Origin of the sequence: Streptomyces sp. NPDC048481, from assembly GCF_043200075.1 — a bacterium.
Classification (GTDB): Bacteria; Actinomycetota; Actinomycetes; order Streptomycetales; family Streptomycetaceae; genus Streptomyces.
Window position 1 is genome coordinate 1,034,866 of sequence record NZ_JBICXC010000001.1, and the last position, 14,644, is coordinate 1,049,509.

At 73.2% G+C, this 14,644-nt stretch carries 16 protein-coding genes; 12 read left to right on the plus strand and 4 right to left on the minus strand.

Going from position 1 to position 14,644, the window contains the following annotated elements:
• Positions 1-192 precede the first annotated feature (192 nt).
• The 6 genes from ACGFSH_RS04370 to ACGFSH_RS04395 all read left to right on the plus strand — a co-directional run bounded on the left by ACGFSH_RS04370 (position 193) and on the right by ACGFSH_RS04395 (position 5,279).
• Complete coding sequence (locus tag ACGFSH_RS04370) at positions 193-948, plus strand: metallophosphoesterase (RefSeq protein WP_393345482.1); 756 nt, start codon at positions 193-195, stop codon at positions 946-948.
• Between the two features lie 80 nt (positions 949-1,028).
• Positions 1,029-1,472 (plus strand): SRPBCC family protein, encoded by a 444-nt coding sequence (locus ACGFSH_RS04375; protein ID WP_393344835.1) that lies wholly within the window; start codon positions 1,029-1,031, stop codon positions 1,470-1,472.
• A 55-nt stretch (positions 1,473-1,527) separates the two neighbouring features.
• Positions 1,528-2,703 (plus strand): ArsA family ATPase, encoded by a 1,176-nt coding sequence (locus tag ACGFSH_RS04380; protein WP_393344836.1) that lies wholly within the window; start codon positions 1,528-1,530, stop codon positions 2,701-2,703.
• A gap of 81 nt (positions 2,704-2,784) precedes the next feature.
• The gene (locus ACGFSH_RS04385) at positions 2,785-3,288 is read left to right on the plus strand and encodes a DUF5304 family protein (RefSeq protein ID WP_393344838.1); all 504 of its coding nucleotides are present in this window, start codon (positions 2,785-2,787) and stop codon (positions 3,286-3,288) included.
• A gap of 67 nt (positions 3,289-3,355) precedes the next feature.
• Entirely contained in the window at positions 3,356-4,309 is a 954-nt protein-coding gene (locus ACGFSH_RS04390) for an ROK family glucokinase (RefSeq protein WP_329409026.1), read from the plus strand.
• 178 nt (positions 4,310-4,487) lie between these two features.
• Positions 4,488-5,279, plus strand: coding sequence for an endonuclease/exonuclease/phosphatase family protein (locus tag ACGFSH_RS04395; protein ID WP_393344840.1), 792 nt, complete (start codon positions 4,488-4,490; stop codon positions 5,277-5,279).
• On the opposite strand, the gene ACGFSH_RS04400 is transcribed toward ACGFSH_RS04395, so the two are convergent.
• Positions 5,276-5,926 carry a hypothetical protein gene (locus ACGFSH_RS04400; protein WP_393344842.1) on the minus strand — a complete coding sequence of 217 codons (651 nt, stop codon included), beginning with the start codon at positions 5,924-5,926 and terminating at the stop codon, positions 5,276-5,278. The genes ACGFSH_RS04395 and ACGFSH_RS04400 overlap by 4 nt on opposite strands.
• Positions 5,919-6,698 carry an alpha/beta hydrolase gene (locus ACGFSH_RS04405; protein WP_393344844.1) on the minus strand — a complete coding sequence of 260 codons (780 nt, stop codon included), beginning with the start codon at positions 6,696-6,698 and terminating at the stop codon, positions 5,919-5,921. The genes ACGFSH_RS04400 and ACGFSH_RS04405 overlap by 8 nt, the downstream gene beginning before the upstream one ends.
• A 160-nt stretch (positions 6,699-6,858) precedes the next feature.
• Here ACGFSH_RS04405 and ACGFSH_RS04410 point away from each other — a divergent pair, with 160 nt between their 5' ends.
• From ACGFSH_RS04410 to ACGFSH_RS04425, 4 genes are read left to right on the plus strand one after another with little or no spacing between them, the layout of a single operon-like run.
• Positions 6,859-7,695 carry a lysophospholipid acyltransferase family protein gene (locus tag ACGFSH_RS04410; RefSeq protein WP_393344846.1) on the plus strand — a complete coding sequence of 279 codons (837 nt, stop codon included), beginning with the start codon at positions 6,859-6,861 and terminating at the stop codon, positions 7,693-7,695.
• A 56-nt stretch (positions 7,696-7,751) separates the two neighbouring features.
• Positions 7,752-8,990, plus strand: coding sequence for a MacS family sensor histidine kinase (gene macS / locus ACGFSH_RS04415; RefSeq protein ID WP_393344848.1), 1,239 nt, complete (start codon positions 7,752-7,754; stop codon positions 8,988-8,990).
• Positions 8,987-9,664, plus strand: coding sequence for a response regulator (locus ACGFSH_RS04420; RefSeq protein ID WP_393344850.1), 678 nt, complete (start codon positions 8,987-8,989; stop codon positions 9,662-9,664). The genes macS and ACGFSH_RS04420 overlap by 4 nt, the downstream gene beginning before the upstream one ends.
• Before the next feature lie 53 nt (positions 9,665-9,717).
• On the plus strand, positions 9,718-10,746 hold the full coding sequence (locus ACGFSH_RS04425) for a 6-phosphofructokinase (protein ID WP_393344852.1): 1,029 nt from the start codon (positions 9,718-9,720) through the stop codon (positions 10,744-10,746).
• Positions 10,747-10,750: 4 nt separating this feature from the next.
• Here the strand turns inward: ACGFSH_RS04425 and ACGFSH_RS04430 are convergent, their stop codons facing one another.
• Positions 10,751-12,613, minus strand: coding sequence for an anthranilate synthase family protein (locus ACGFSH_RS04430; RefSeq protein WP_393344854.1), 1,863 nt, complete (start codon positions 12,611-12,613; stop codon positions 10,751-10,753).
• A gap of 116 nt (positions 12,614-12,729) precedes the next feature.
• Positions 12,730-12,786 (minus strand): trp operon leader peptide, encoded by a 57-nt coding sequence (locus ACGFSH_RS04435; RefSeq protein ID WP_393345483.1) that lies wholly within the window; start codon positions 12,784-12,786, stop codon positions 12,730-12,732.
• Positions 12,787-12,893: 107 nt separating this feature from the next.
• On the opposite strand from ACGFSH_RS04435, the gene ACGFSH_RS04440 reads away from it, so the two are divergent.
• Both ACGFSH_RS04440 and ACGFSH_RS04445 read left to right on the plus strand, forming a co-directional pair.
• Entirely contained in the window at positions 12,894-14,246 is a 1,353-nt protein-coding gene (locus ACGFSH_RS04440) for a class II 3-deoxy-7-phosphoheptulonate synthase (RefSeq protein WP_329409011.1), read from the plus strand.
• A gap of 115 nt (positions 14,247-14,361) precedes the next feature.
• Positions 14,362-14,625 carry a bacterioferritin-associated ferredoxin gene (locus ACGFSH_RS04445; RefSeq protein ID WP_393344856.1) on the plus strand — a complete coding sequence of 88 codons (264 nt, stop codon included), beginning with the start codon at positions 14,362-14,364 and terminating at the stop codon, positions 14,623-14,625.
• Positions 14,626-14,644 lie beyond the last annotated feature (19 nt).

A 14,644-nucleotide genomic window follows, 5' to 3' on the forward strand; every position in this document is an offset into this window, starting at 1 on the left:
TTCGACAGGGGGGTCCGGCGAGATGTTCGCTGCGTCACACAGATTGATGTCTTCCGGCCGACAGTAGTCCACCGCTTTACTGACTGGCCAGTAACCGCTATCCCGGCCGCCACTGTTCACCTGTGCCCCACAGGCCTACCCTTGATCGACATGGCATCCACACCGCCCGCGCACCCCAGGACACGCATCCACGTGGTCAGCGACGTGCACGGCAACGCACGCGACCTGGCCCGGGCCGGCGACGGCGCGGACGCGCTGATCTGCCTGGGCGACCTCGTCCTCTTCCTGGACTACGCCGACCACTCCCGCGGGATCTTCCCCGACCTGTTCGGCGTGGAGAACGCCGACCGGATCGTCGAGCTGCGCACCGCCCGCCGCTTCGAGGAGGCCCGCGAGCTGGGCGCCCGGCTGTGGGGCGGCGTCGGCGGCGACCGGGCGGCCCTCATCGAGCAGGCGGTCCGCAAGCAGTACGGCGAGATGTTCCCCGCCTTCCCCACACCGACCTACGCCACCTACGGCAACGTCGACATGCCCCAGCTGTGGCCCGAGTTCGCCGGACCCGGCACGACCGTCCTCGACGGCGAACGGGTCGAGATCGGCGGCCGCGTCTTCGGCTTCGTCGGCGGCGGCCTGCGCACCCCGATGCGCACCCCGTACGAAATCAGTGACGAGGAGTACGCGGCGAAGATCGAGGCCGTCGGCGAGGTCGACGTGCTGTGCACCCACATCCCCCCGGAGGTGCCGGAACTCGTCTACGACACCGTGGCCCGCCGCTTCGAACGCGGCAGCCGCGCCCTCCTGGACGCCATCCGCCGCACCCGCCCCCGCTACTCCCTGTTCGGCCACGTCCACCAGCCGCTCGCGCGCCGGATGCGGATCGGGGCGACCGAATGCGTCAACGTCGGCCACTTCGCGGGCAGCGGCAGGCCTTATGCCCTGGAGTGGTGAAATCGCCCCACCGGCCGCGCGGTAGCCTTCACGCTGCACACACGTACCCTTGCGGGCCCGCATCCGGAGGAGCCACGGCGATGGCGGAACACACCAGCTCGAGCATCACGATCGAGGCGGCACCGGCCGACGTCATGGCGGTGATCGCCGACTTCGCCCGCTACCCGGACTGGACCGGAGAGGTGAAGCAGGCCGAGGTCCTCAAGGAGGACGAGCAGGGCCGCGCCGAACAGGTGCGCCTGGTCATGGACGCCGGCGCCATCAAGGACGACCAGGTCCTCGGCTACACCTGGAGCGGCGGTCAGGAGGTCTCCTGGACGCTCGTGAAGTCCCAGATGCTGCGCCAGCTCGACGGCTCCTACCTCCTCGAACCGGCCGGCACGGGCGCCACCCGGGTCACCTACCGGCTGACCGTGGACGTCAAGATCCCCATGCTGGGCATGATCAAGCGCAAGGCGGAGAAGGTCATCATCGACCGGGCGCTCGCCGGGCTGAAGAAGCGCGTGGAGTCGGGCGGGAAGTAGGGGCCGGGACCGCGACGCGACCCGCGCGGCCGCCCGACCGGTAGCGTTCCCCCTCATGCGCACCCTCCTGATCACCGGCCCCGGCGGCAGCGGCCGCACGACCGTCGCGGCCGCCACGGCACAGCGCGCGGCGGCGGAGGGCGCCCGCACCCTCGTCCTCGGCGCCGACCGCGCCGACACCCTCGGCGCGGCCCTCGGAGTGCGCACCGGGCCGGTCCCCGTGAGCGTCGCCCCGCGCCTGACCGCCTGGCGCCCCGACGCCGCCGCCGGCTTCAGCGACGACCTCGCCGCCTTCCAGGACCGGGCCGCCACCGTCCTCGACCTGCTCGGCGCCTCCCGGCTCGACCCGGAGGAGGTCACCCCCCTGCCCGGCGCCGAGGAGCTGACCCTGCTGCGCGCCCTGCGCGACGCCGCGCTCGCCGAGGCGCACGACCTCCTCGTGGTCGACCTCCCGCCCGCCCCGCAGGCCCTCGCCCTGCTGGCCCTCCCCGAGGAACTGCGCCGCTATCTGCGCCGGCTGCTCCCGCCCGAACGCCAGGCGGCCCGCGCCCTGCGCCCCATGCTCGGCCGCCTCGCCGGCGTGCCGATGCCCGCCGAGTGGCTCTACGAGACGACGGCCCGCTGGGACACCGAGCTGGCCGCCGTCGAAGCCGTCCTCGCCGACCGGGGGACCGCCGTACGGCTCGTCGCCGAGCCCGGACCGGCCGGCGCCGACGCCGTCCGCGACGCCCGCCTCGGCCTGGCGCTGCGCGCCCTGCCCGTCGAGTCCCTCGTCGCCAACCGGGTCCTGCCCGAGGACGCCGCCGACGACGGCCGGCTCGGCCGGCTCGGCCGGCTCGTCACCCAGCAGCGCAAGACGCTGGAGGAGTGGGGCGCCCCGGCCCGCCCCGTCGCCCACCTCGGCCACGACCCCCGCGGCGCCGACGACCTCGCCGCGCTCGCCGTCCCCGCCGTCGGCCCCGCGGCCGCCCCGGTCGGGTGGCCCGTCGCCGACCGGCTCGCCCAGGACGGCGTGCTCGTGTGGCGCATCCCGCTGCCCGGCGCCGTGCGCGACGAACTCGACCTGGTCCGGCGCGGCGACGAACTCGTGGTCACGGCCGGGCCGTTCCGCCGCATCGTCGCCCTGCCCTCCGTGCTGCGCCGCTGCACCGTCGACGGAGCGGCCCTGCGCGACGGCGAGCTGTGCGTGCGCTTCGCACCCGATCCCGCCCTGTGGCCGCGGACCCGCTGAACCGGACACCGCCGTTCGGGTAACGTCGTAAGGGCGAGCCGCGGCCAGGCCTCGTCAACCCGCAGTCCTCAGGAGTCCGCCATGAGCGAAGAGCGCCCCACGCCCGACGCAGCCGGGGAGCCCGCCGGCGCCGGGACGGCCGACGAGCAACCACGCGTGAGCGACGCCGACGCCTGGGCCACCGCCGCCGCCGAGGACCTCGCGGCGGAGAAGGCCCGCCGCCGCGCCGAGCACGGCCCGCAGCCGGGCTCGGCCGCCGAGGAACTGCGCAAGCTCGTCGACGCCGTCACCGACAAGCTGTCGTCGATCCAGTCCCCGCTGCTCGGAGCGGTCGCCGGCCCCGCGGCCCAGCAGGCCGTCCGCCAGGTCGTCCAGCAGGCCAGAGCGGCGGTGGAGCCCGTGATCGAGCGCAACCCGGACGTCTTCGACCACCTCGCGGCGGCCGGCGGCGAACTCCTCGCCGCCTACCGCTCCGCGGTCCAGACCCAGGAGCGGCGCTGGACCGCCGGAGCGGAAGACCCGCGCGACACGGGCCCCGACGGCGGCGAGGGCACGGGCCCCGGCCAGCGCATCGACTTGGACTGAAGCCCTCCCGGGGCAGGGCCTCGGGTACGGTTGGCCGTAGCGGGGCTCGACCGAAACTGAGGGATTCATGGGACTCACCATCGGCGTCGACATCGGCGGCACGAAGATCGCGGCCGGCGTGGTCGATGAGGAAGGCAGCATCCTGTCGACCCACCAGGTGCCGACCCCGGGCACGCCCGAGGCCATCGTGGACGCCATCGCCGCCGCAGTCGACGGCGCGCGCGTGGGACACGACATCGTCGGGGTGGGCATCGGCGCCGCCGGTTACGTCAACCGGCAGCGCTCGACGGTCTACTTCGCGCCCAACATCGACTGGCGCCAGGAGCCGCTGAAGGCGGAGGTCGAGGCCCGCGTCGGTCTCCCGGTCGTCGTGGAGAACGACGCCAACGCCGCGGCCTGGGGCGAGTACAAGTTCGGCGCCGGCAAGGGGCACCGCAACGTCATCTGCATCACCCTCGGCACCGGCCTCGGCGGCGGCATCATCATCGGCAACAAGCTGCGCCGCGGCCACTTCGGCGTGGCCGCCGAGTTCGGCCACATCCGCATGGTGCCGGACGGCCTGCTGTGCGGCTGCGGCTCGCAGGGCTGCTGGGAGCAGTACGCCTCCGGCCGCGCCCTCGTGCGGTACGCCAAGCAGCGCGCCAACGCCACCCCGGAGAACGCCGAGGTCCTGCTCGGCCTCGGCGACGGCAGCCCGGACGGCATCGAGGGCAAGCACATCTCCATGGCCGCCCGCCAGGGCGACCCGGTCGCCGTCGACTCCTACCGCGAGCTGGCCCGCTGGGCCGGCGCCGGCCTGGCCGACCTCGCGTCCCTGTTCGACCCGTCGGCCTTCATCGTCGGCGGCGGCCTCTCCGACGAGGGCGAACTGGTCCTCGACCCGATCCGCAAGTCCTACAAGCGGTGGCTGGTCGGCGGCAACTGGCGTCCGGTGGCCGACGTCATCGCGGCCCAGCTCGGCAACAAGGCGGGCCTGGTCGGCGCGGCGGACCTGGCAAGGGAGCCCGACCCGATCATGTAGCCGCGCCGGTGGCGGCGGACGCACGGCGGCACGGGCGCGGCGGTCGGGTCGCACCGGCCGTACCGGCGATCCGGCACACCGGTCCGGCGTGCGGTGGGACGGCGGTAACACGGGGGCTGCTCGCAGCCCCCGTTCGCTTTTCCGGACGTTCGGGACGCGGCGGCGTATCTTGATCGCTATGCCGACGACCTCGCCGCTTCCCAACTCCCGCACCGAGCCCGACGGTTCGGCCGTCATCCGGGTCCTCAGCTACAACGTCCGCTCCCTGCGGGACGACACCGACGCGCTCGCCAGGGTCATCACCGCCTGCGCGCCCGACCTGGTCCTCCTCCAGGAGTCGCCGATCTTCTTCCGCTGGCGCAAGAAGCTGGCCCGGCTCGCCGCGGCCACCGGCCAGGTCGTCCTCACCGGCGGCGGCACGGCCGCGGGGCCGGCCGTCCTGTGCTCGCTGCGCGCCACCGTCGAGCGCACCGAGGACGTGCTGCTGCCGCTCACGCCGGGTCAGTTCCGGCGCGGACTGGCCACCGCGGTGGTCCGCTTCGGGGGCGCGCGGGTGGGCGTCGTCAGCTGTCATCTCGGGCTGACGGCGGCCGAACGCCACGAGCAGGGCGGCATGCTCCTCGACCGGCTGACCGGGCTGGGGGTGGAGCACGCGATCGCGGGCGGCGACATCAACGAACGGCCCGACGGACGCACCTTCCTACGACTGGCCGCGACCCTCCAGGACTGCCGCACGGCCGCGCCCTGGGGGAGCGAGCACACGTTCCCCGCCGGCGGGCCGGACCGCCGCATCGACGCGATCTTCGTCACGAAGGGCGTGCGGGTCCTGGGGTGCGGGGTGCCGCACGGGCTGCCCGGGGTCGCCGACGCCGACCTGCGCGCGGCCACCGACCACCTGCCGGTCCTGGCCGCCCTCCGGGTCCCCGCCGCCGGGTCGTCGCGGCAGGCCGGCGCGGGCGCCGGATCCTAGACGACCGCTCCGCGCCCGGGGTCGCCCTCGTCCTCGTCGTCCGGCCGCATCCGTACCACCAGGGTGGCGAAACCGCCGAGGAAGCCGCCGACGCAGACGGTCGTCAGCCACCATGTCATCTCCCAGCCGAGCAGCACCGAGAGCAGGAGCAGCACCGGTCCGCCGATCACCCCGAGCCAGGCGAACTTGGCCGTGGTGTCGGCGGCGGGCAGCGGCGGCGGCTCCGGCGGGACGAAGTGACCCTCGTCGTCGTCCTCGTCGCCCCTGCCGGAGGATCCTTCGATGGGCTCGGCGAGCGTGTGGTCGCGCGGGCCGACGCCGGGCGCGAAGGCGACCGAGCTGCCCAGCGGCTTGGCCGGTTTCTTCTCCTCGCCGGGCTCCTCGACGGACTCTTCGCCCGCTTTCGTCCCCGGCTCCTCGTCGTTCGCCTCGACCTCCAGGAGCGCCAGGTCCTCGACCGACTTGAACGGCTTGGCGCCCGGCGGGTCCGGCGGCTCCTCGCCGTACCCGGCGACGATCGCCGCCCACGCCGCGGCCTCGTCGAAGGGCACGCTCTGCTCCTCCGGCTCGTGGCCCCGCCGGGCGTCCAGGCCGTCCCGCTCGTCCCGGTTCTCCCGGTCCTCGCGGTCGGAGTCGTGCTCAGCCACCTACGGCCGTCCCTTCCTTGCCGACACTGGGCGCGATCCGGGCGATGAACGCGTAGCTCTCCTCGAAGATCCGGTCCGCATCGTGGTCCAACGTTGCCACGTGGTAGCTCTGTTCCAGCAGGATCTCGGTCACGTCCGTCGACGACACCCGGCTGAGCACCCGGGCCGAGTCGGCGGGCGGCACCACGTGGTCGTGGACGCTGTGCAGAAGCAGCAACGGCTGGGTGACCTGCGGCAACTCGCCGTCCACCAGCCGCAGGAAGGTCCGCAGGGAGTGCGCCGAGTGCAGCGGCACCCGGTCGTAGCCGCTCTCCAGGACGCCCCCCTTGGCGATGTCGCTGGTGATCCCCTTCGTCGTGCGCACGACGTGGCGGGCCACCGGGAGGGCGCGGGCGGCCAGACCGTGGACCTTGTTCGCCGGGTTGACGACGACGACCCCGTCCACCGCCTCCCCGTGCCGGGCGGCCAGCCGCAGGGCCAGCGCGCCGCCCATGGACAGACCGGCCACGAACACCCGCGCGCAGCGGCGGCGCAGCGCGCGCAGCTCGCGGTCCACCTCGGCGTACCAGTCCTGCCAGCCGGTGAGGGCCATGTCCTCCCAGCGCGTGCCGTGCCCGGGCAGCAGCGGCAGCGAGACGGTCAGGCCCTGCCCGGCCAGATGCTTCGCCCAGGGGCGCAGCGACTGCGGGGAACCGGTGAAGCCGTGGCAGAGGAGCACTGCGACCTCCCCGCCCTCGTGGCGGTACGGCTCGGCTCCAGGAAGGACCGGCACCATCGGTCTCCTGTCTTCGTCTGTTCTGCATGGGAGGGACGTGTGTTTCACCGTACGCGACCCCACGGACACCGACCAGGGTCGCCGGAGCCTTTGCCGCCACCGGCGGGTTAAGGTCTGTGCGACACAAACAGGAGGCAGTCGCTTGTTGTACGGCGCGATGAAGGTCGCTATCGGGGGACCGTTGAAGGTCGCCTTCAGGCCCTGGGTGGAAGGCCTCGAGAACATCCCCGACGAGGGCCCCGCGATCCTGGCGAGCAACCACCTGTCCTTCTCGGACTCGTTCTTCCTGCCCGCGGTCCTGGACCGCAAGGTCACCTTCATCGCGAAGGCGGAGTACTTCACGACGCCCGGGGTGAAGGGCCGGCTGACGGCGGCCTTCTTCAAGGGCGTCGGGCAGCTCCCGGTGGACCGCTCCGGCGGGCGCGGCGCCGGCGAGGCCGCGATCCGCAGCGGCATGGACGTGCTGGAGCGCGGTGAGCTGTTCGGCATCTACCCGGAGGGCACGCGTTCGCCGGACGGGCGGCTCTACCGGGGCAAGCCCGGCGGCCTCGCGCGCGTGGCGCTCGCCACCGGCGCGCCGGTGATCCCGGTCGCGATGATCGACACGGAGAAGATCCAGCCGCCCGGGAAGGTCCTCCCGAAGATCATGCGGCCGGGCATCCGCATCGGCCGGCCGCTGGACTTCAGCCGCTACCAGGGCATGGACCACGACCGCTTCGTGCTGCGCGCCGTGACCGACGAGGTCATGTACGAGATCATGAAGCTCTCCGGCCAGGAGTACGTCGACATGTACGCGACCGCCGCCAAGCGGCAGATCGCGGAGGCGGCGAAGGCCGAGAAGGAAGCGGAGAAGGCAGCCAAGGCGGCTCTCGCGCAGGCCGAGAAGGAACAGGCCAAGAAGGACGCGGAGCAGAACGACGAGGACGCGGCGCGGAACGAGGACGCGGAGCGGAACGAGGGCGCGGAGCAGCACAAGGACGAAGAGCGGCCGTAGGACGTGGTGCGGCCGGGGGACGAAGAACGGTAGTCGGCGGTCCGGGGGGCGGGCGAATGGCCAGGCGCGAGGCAGTGCTGAGGATGTCGGTCGAGTTGCCGCTGTGGCGTGCGCTCGCCGGCTACCGGGTGCTCACCATGCTCTACGCGGTGGGCTTCTTCGCCACCGCCTACGACGGGTTCGCGCGCCCCTGGGTCGCCGTCGTCTACTACTGCGTCCTGTTCGTGTGGACGCTGGCGACGCTGCCCAGGGTCGCGAACGCGGCGAGCTGCACCAGGCGCTTCCTCGCGGCCGACCTGGCCGTCGCCCTGACCGGCATCATGCTCACCACCGTCGCGGACAGCCACGAGCGCATCCAGTCGGGCGGGCCGACGCTGCCGTCGATATGGACCGCCGGCTCGGTCCTGGCCTTCGCCATCAAGGGCGGCTGGCGCTGGGCGGCCTTCGCGTCCACGGCCGTCGCGGTGACCAACCTCGTCGAACGCGGCACCCCGGCCCGTGACACCGTGCACAACGTCGTCCTCGTGTGGGTCGCCTCCATCGCCATCGGCTACGTCGTCGAGGTGGCCCGTGCCTCCGAGCGCACCCTCGCCCGCGCCCTGGAGATCGAGGCGGCGACCCGGGAGCGCGAGCGCCTCGCCCGGGACATCCACGACAGCGTGCTCCAGGTGCTGGCCATGGTGCAGCGGCGCGGCGCGGTCATCGGCGGTGAGGCGGCCGAGCTGGGCCGGATGGCCGGGGAGCAGGAGGTCGCGCTGCGCACGCTGGTCTCCGGCGGCCTCGTGCCCGTCTCCCGGGTCTCGCGGGACGCGGCGGACGGCGCCGTCGTCTACGCCGTCGACGATCCCGCGCCAAAGGAGGCCGACACGGACGGCCCGCTCGATCTGCGCGCCCTGCTCGCGCCCTTCGCCGCGGCCCGGGTGAACCTCGCCGAGCCCGGCGCTCCGGTGGTGCTGCCGGGGCGCGCCGCGCGGGAGCTGGCGGCGGCGGTCGGGGCGGCCCTGGACAATGTGCGCAGACACGCCGGCGACGACGCCCGCGCCTGGATCCTGGTGGAGGACGAGCCCGACGCCGTGATCGTCACCGTGCGCGACGACGGGCCGGGCATCCCGGAGGGGCGGCTCGCACAGGCCGAGGGCGAGGGCCGGCTCGGCGTGGCCCAGTCGATCCGCGGCCGGCTGCGCGACCTCGGCGGCGGCGCCGAGCTGATCTCGACGCCGGGGCAGGGCACGGAGGTCGAACTGACGGTGCCGAAGGAGAACGACGTGCAGCGGGGGAAGGCGGGATCGCGATGAGCGGGAGTCAGGATCCGATCAGGGTGATGGTGGTCGACGATCACCCGATGTGGCGCGACGCGGTCGCCCGGGATCTGGCGGAGTCGGGCCTGGACGTGGTCGCCACCGCCGGCGACGGCGAGCAGGCCGTGCGCCGCGCCCGGGCCACCACGCCCGACGTGCTCGTGCTGGACCTGAACCTGCCCGTGAAGCCGGGCGTCCAGGTGTGCAAGGAGGTCGTCGCCGCCGACCCCGCGCTGCGGGTGCTCGTGCTGTCGGCGAGCGGCGAGCACGCCGACGTCCTGGAGGCGGTGAAGTCCGGCGCGACCGGCTACCTGCTGAAGTCGGCGTCCACGGAGGAACTGCTGGACGCGGTGCGCAGGACGGCCGCCGGCGATCCGGTGTTCACGCCCGGCCTCGCCGGACTGGTCCTGGGCGAGTACCGGCGGCTCGCCTCCGACCCGGGACCGGCCGCCGGCGGCGACGAGCCGGACGCCCCCCGGCTGACGGACCGGGAGACCGAGGTGCTGCGCCTGGTCGCCAAGGGCCTGAGCTACAAGCAGATCGCCGAACGCCTCGTCATCTCCCACCGCACCGTGCAGAACCACGTCCAGAACACCCTCGGCAAGCTCCAGCTGCACAACAGGGTCGAACTGGTGCGTTACGCCATTGAACGGGGTCTCGACGACGAGTGAGGGACGGGCCACACTGACCCCTCGTCAGGCAGTAACGGCGAAGGGACTCGTCCATGCGCGTCGGAGTACTGACCGGAGGCGGGGACTGCCCCGGCCTCAACGCCGTCATCAGGGCGGTCGTCCGCAAGGGCGTCCAGGAGTACGGCCATGAGTTCATCGGCTTCCGGGACGGCTGGCGCGGTCCCCTGGAAGGAAGGTCGGTCCCGCTCGGCATCCCCGCCGTGCGCGGCATCCTCCCGCGAGGCGGCACCGTCCTCGGGTCCTCGCGGACCAATCCCCTCAAGGAGGAGGACGGCGTCCGCCGCATCAAGGACACCCTCGCGCGGCAGAGGGTGGACTCGCTCGTCACGATCGGCGGCGAGGACACCCTGGGCGTCGCCGCCCGGCTGTCCGACGAGTTCGGGGTGCCCTGCGTCGGCGTCCCGAAGACCATCGACAACGACCTGTCCGCCACCGACTACACCTTCGGCTTCGACACCGCCGTCGGCATCGCCACCGAGGCCATCGACAGGCTGCACACCACCGCCGAGTCCCACATGCGGGTCCTCGTCGTCGAGGTGATGGGCCGTCACGCGGGCTGGATCGCCCTGCACTCCGGCCTGGCAGGCGGCGCCAACGTCATCCTCATCCCCGAGCAGCGCTTCGACGTCGAGCAGGTGTGCGCCTGGGTGGCCTCCCGCTTCCGGTCCTCCTACGCCCCGATCGTCGTGGTCGCCGAGGGCGCGATGCCCCGGGACGGCGACGCGGTGCTGAAGGACGGCTCGCTGGACTCCTTCGGGCACGTGCGGCTGTCGGGCGTCGGCGAGTGGCTCGCCAAGGAGATCGAGCGACGCACCGGCAACGAGGCCCGCACGACGGTCCTCGGTCACGTCCAGCGCGGGGGCACCCCGAGCGCGTTCGACCGGTGGCTCGCCACCCGCTTCGGCCTGCACGCCGTCGACGCCGTCCACGAGGGCGACTTCGGCAAGATGGTCGCCCTGCGCGGCACGGACATCGTCCGCGTGCCGATCGCGGAGGCGACGGCCCGGCTCAAGACCGTCGACCCCGCGCTGTACGCGGAGGCGGGGGTGTTCTTCGGCTGAGCCGCTACGCGTCCAGCCGGGTCGCCAGGAGGCGGGCGACCGCCTCCCGCACCAGGGCCGCGCCGTTCAGCGTCAGCACCGACTCCGGATGGAACTGCACCCCGGCGAACCCGGGCCCTCGCAGGGCGTGCACCTCCCCGTTCGGCGCCCGGCTCACCTCCACCGCGCGCGCCGCGAGCCCCCGCGCCTCCGCGTCGTCGCAACGCGCCGCGAAGCTGTTGTAGAAGCCGACGGTCTCGGGCCGTCCGAACAGGTCGATCACCGTCTGCGCACCCTGGTGAGGCACCTCCTTGCGGACGATGTCCAGCTCCAGCTCGGCCGCGATCAGCTCGTGCCCGAGGCAGACGCCGAGCACCCCGTGGCGGTGCTCGCGCAGCAGCCGGGCGGTCAGCCCCCGCAGGAGACGCATCTTCGGGTCCCGCGGGTCGCACGGGTCGCCGGGGCCGGGGCCCAGCACCACCGGCCCCGCGTGCGCGCGCACCGCCTCCGGCAGGCCGGCGTCGTCGTGGCGCAGCACGCTCACGTCGAGTCCGGCGGAGCGCAGCACGTGTCCGAGCATCGCCGTGAAGGTGTCCTCGGCGTCGACGACGAGCGCGTGGCCGGTCAGCTCGCCGGTGCGCTCCTGCATCCGCAGCCAGAACGGCGCGAGCGAGGCCCGCCGCCCGTCGAGCGCGGCCCGCACCCGGGGGTCGTCGGCGAGCCGCGGCCGCGCGTCCTCCCCGCCCGGCCGCCGGGGACGCACCCCCAGCGCCGCCAGCACCCCCGCGGCCTTGGCGTGCGTCTCGGCGACCTCGCCCGCCGGGTCCGACCCGCGCACCAGCGTGGCCCCGACCGGCACCCGCAGCCCGCCGGCCGCGTCGATGTCGGCGGTGCGGATGAGGATGGGGGAGTCGAGGGTCTGCGCCCCGCCGGCGTCCCGGCCCAGCAGGGCCAGGGCGCCCGCGTAGTACCCGCGCCCGCCGGCCTCGTGCCGCTCGATGACCCGGCAGGCGTTCTGCACCGGCGAGCCGGTCACGGTCGCCGCGAACAGGGTCTCCCTGAGCACCTCCCGCGCGTCCAGCGAGGACTTCCCGCGCAGCTCGTACTCGGTGTGCGCGAGGTGCGCCATCTCCTTCAGCCGCGGCCCGACCACCACCCCGCCCATGTCGCCGACGGTGCACATCATCTTGAGCTCCTCGTCGACGACCATCGACAGCTCCTCGATCTCCTTGCCGTCGGCGAGGAAGTCCAGCAGCAGTTCCGGCGTCGGCCCCCCGGCGGGATACCGGTACGTCCCGCTGATCGGGTTCATGACGACCGTGCCGCCTGACATCCGCACATGCACCTCGGGGCTCGCCCCCACCAGCGTCCGGTCCCCGGTGTGCACCACGAAGGTCCAGTACGCGCCGCGCTCGCCCGCCAGGAGCCGCCGGAACAGGGCCAGGGCGTCGGCCCGGGAGAATCCCGGGATCTCGCCCCGGTACGTGCGCCGGATCACGAAATTGGCGCCCTCGCCCCGGCCGATCTCGTCCCGCAGCACCCGCGCGACGATCTGCGCGTACTCCTCGTCGTCCACGTCGAAGCCGCCGTCCTCGACGCCCACCCGGTGCGCGGGCAGCTGGTCGAGGGCCGTCGGCAGCGGGATCTCGTGCCGTTCCTCCGGGACCAGCACGCTCAGCGGGGTGCCGTCGTCGCGCACCTCGAAGCCGCGTTCGCGGATCTGCCGGAACGGGACGAGCGCCAGCCCCTCGTCGGGCAGGTCGGCCAGCTTCTCGTGGACGGCGACCGGGCCGAGGAGCAGTTCCACGACGTTCTCGTCGCGGCCCGGCGTACGGCGGCGCAGCAGGGCGAACGGGCGGGGGTCGGTGAGCAGGTCGAGCAGATGCATGGGGCGTGTCCTCTCGCTGGTGGCTGGCAGGAGCTGTCAGGAGAGGGGCGGCCGGGCCCGAAAACGCCGAAGGCCGCCCCTCGGGGCGGCCTTCGCGATGTCGTGGGTACGCGCAGTCAGCGGGCCGCCGGAGGAGCGGTCCACCACCAGTTCTGGGTCGAAAGCGCGAACATGCGCCGCACCTTACCCCATGCGCCCCGGGTCCACAGGTGAGCGGCCGGGTGTCTCACCTGTCGAGCCGTGCGAAAACGACTCGACACGACCCCGTAATGTGGAGGGCGTGACCGTGAACGCTAAGACCAGCGCCAGCGCTGGCAACACCTGGCGAGACCTGCCCGCGGCGCAGCAGCCCGAGTACCCCGACACCGAGGCTCTGCGCGCAGTGATCGCGGACCTCGAGTCGTATCCGCCGCTCGTCTTCGCGGGCGAGTGCGACCAGCTGCGCGCCCGGTTGGCGGCCGTCGCCAAGGGAGAGGCGTTCCTCCTCCAGGGCGGCGACTGCGCCGAGGCCTTCGACGCGGTGTCGGCCGACCACATCCGCAACAAGCTCAAGACCCTGCTCCAGATGGGCGCGGTGCTGACGTACGCGGCCTCGGTGCCGGTCGTCAAGGTCGGCCGCATCGCGGGCCAGTACTCCAAGCCGCGCTCCAAGAGCACGGAGACGCGCGACGGCGTGACCCTGCCGACGTACCGGGGCGACTCGGTCAACGGCTTCGACTTCGACGAGAAGTCGCGCGTCCCGGACCCCGAGCGGCTCAAGCGGATGTACAACGCGTCCGCGTCGACGCTCAACCTGGTGCGCGCGTTCACCACCGGCGGCTACGCCGACCTGCGGCAGGTGCACGCCTGGAACCAGGACTTCGTGAAGTCGTCGCCGTCCGGTCAGCGCTACGAGCAGCTCGCCCGTGAGATCGACCAGGCCCTGAACTTCATGCACGCCTGCGGGGCCGACCCGGAGGAGTTCAAGACCGTCGAGTTCTACGCCTCGCACGAGGCGCTGCTGCTCGACTACGAGTCCGCGCTCACCCGCGTCGACTCCCGCACCGGGCTGCTGTACGACGTGTCGGCGCACATGGTGTGGGTCGGCGAGCGCACCCGGCAGCTGGACCACGCGCACATCGAGTTCGCCTCGAAGATCCGCAACCCGATCGGCGTCAAGCTCGGCCCGACGACGACGGCCGAGGAGGCGTTGCAGTACATCGAGCGCCTCGACCCCGACCGTGAGCCCGGCCGGCTGACCTTCATCGTCCGCATGGGCGCCGACAAGGTCCGCGACAAGCTGCCCGAGCTGGTCGAGAAGGTCACCGCCTCGGGCGCGACCGTGGTCTGGATCACCGACCCGATGCACGGCAACACCTACGAGGCGGCCTCGGGTCACAAGACCCGCCGCTTCGACGACGTGCTCGACGAGGTCAAGGGCTTCTTCGAGGTCCACAAGGGCCTCGGCACGCACCCGGGCGGCATCCACGTCGAGCTGACCGGCGACGACGTCACCGAGTGCGTGGGCGGCGGCGACGAGATCTTCGTCGACGACCTGCACCAGCGCTACGAGACGGCCTGCGACCCGCGGCTGAACCGCAGCCAGTCCCTGGACCTGGCGTTCCTGGTGGCGGAGATGTACCGCGACCAGTAGGAAGAGGCCGCGAGGGCGGTGGGGCGCGGATCAACCCCGATCCGCGCCCCACCGCCCTTTTGCGCTCACGGAACGCCGGGTAAGGTTAGGTTAGCCTTATCGATCTCGGCAGGAGGTGAACCGCGTGTACGTGTGCAGCTGCTTCGGCGTGACCGAGGCGCAGGTCAAGCGACACGTGGACGACGGGGCGTGCACCCCCCGCCAGATCGCCTCCGCCTGCAAGGCCGGCACCGACTGCGGCTCCTGCGTCCGCCGGATCCAGGCCATGCTCGGCCGGGGCGCCTGCTCGCGCGGCGACCTCGCCGACCGCGTCGCACCGGCCGTCGCCGAGCGCGACACCTCGGCCGTCGCCGGGTTCGAGGGCGCGGCCGCGGCCTGACCGGGGATCCGATCCCGCC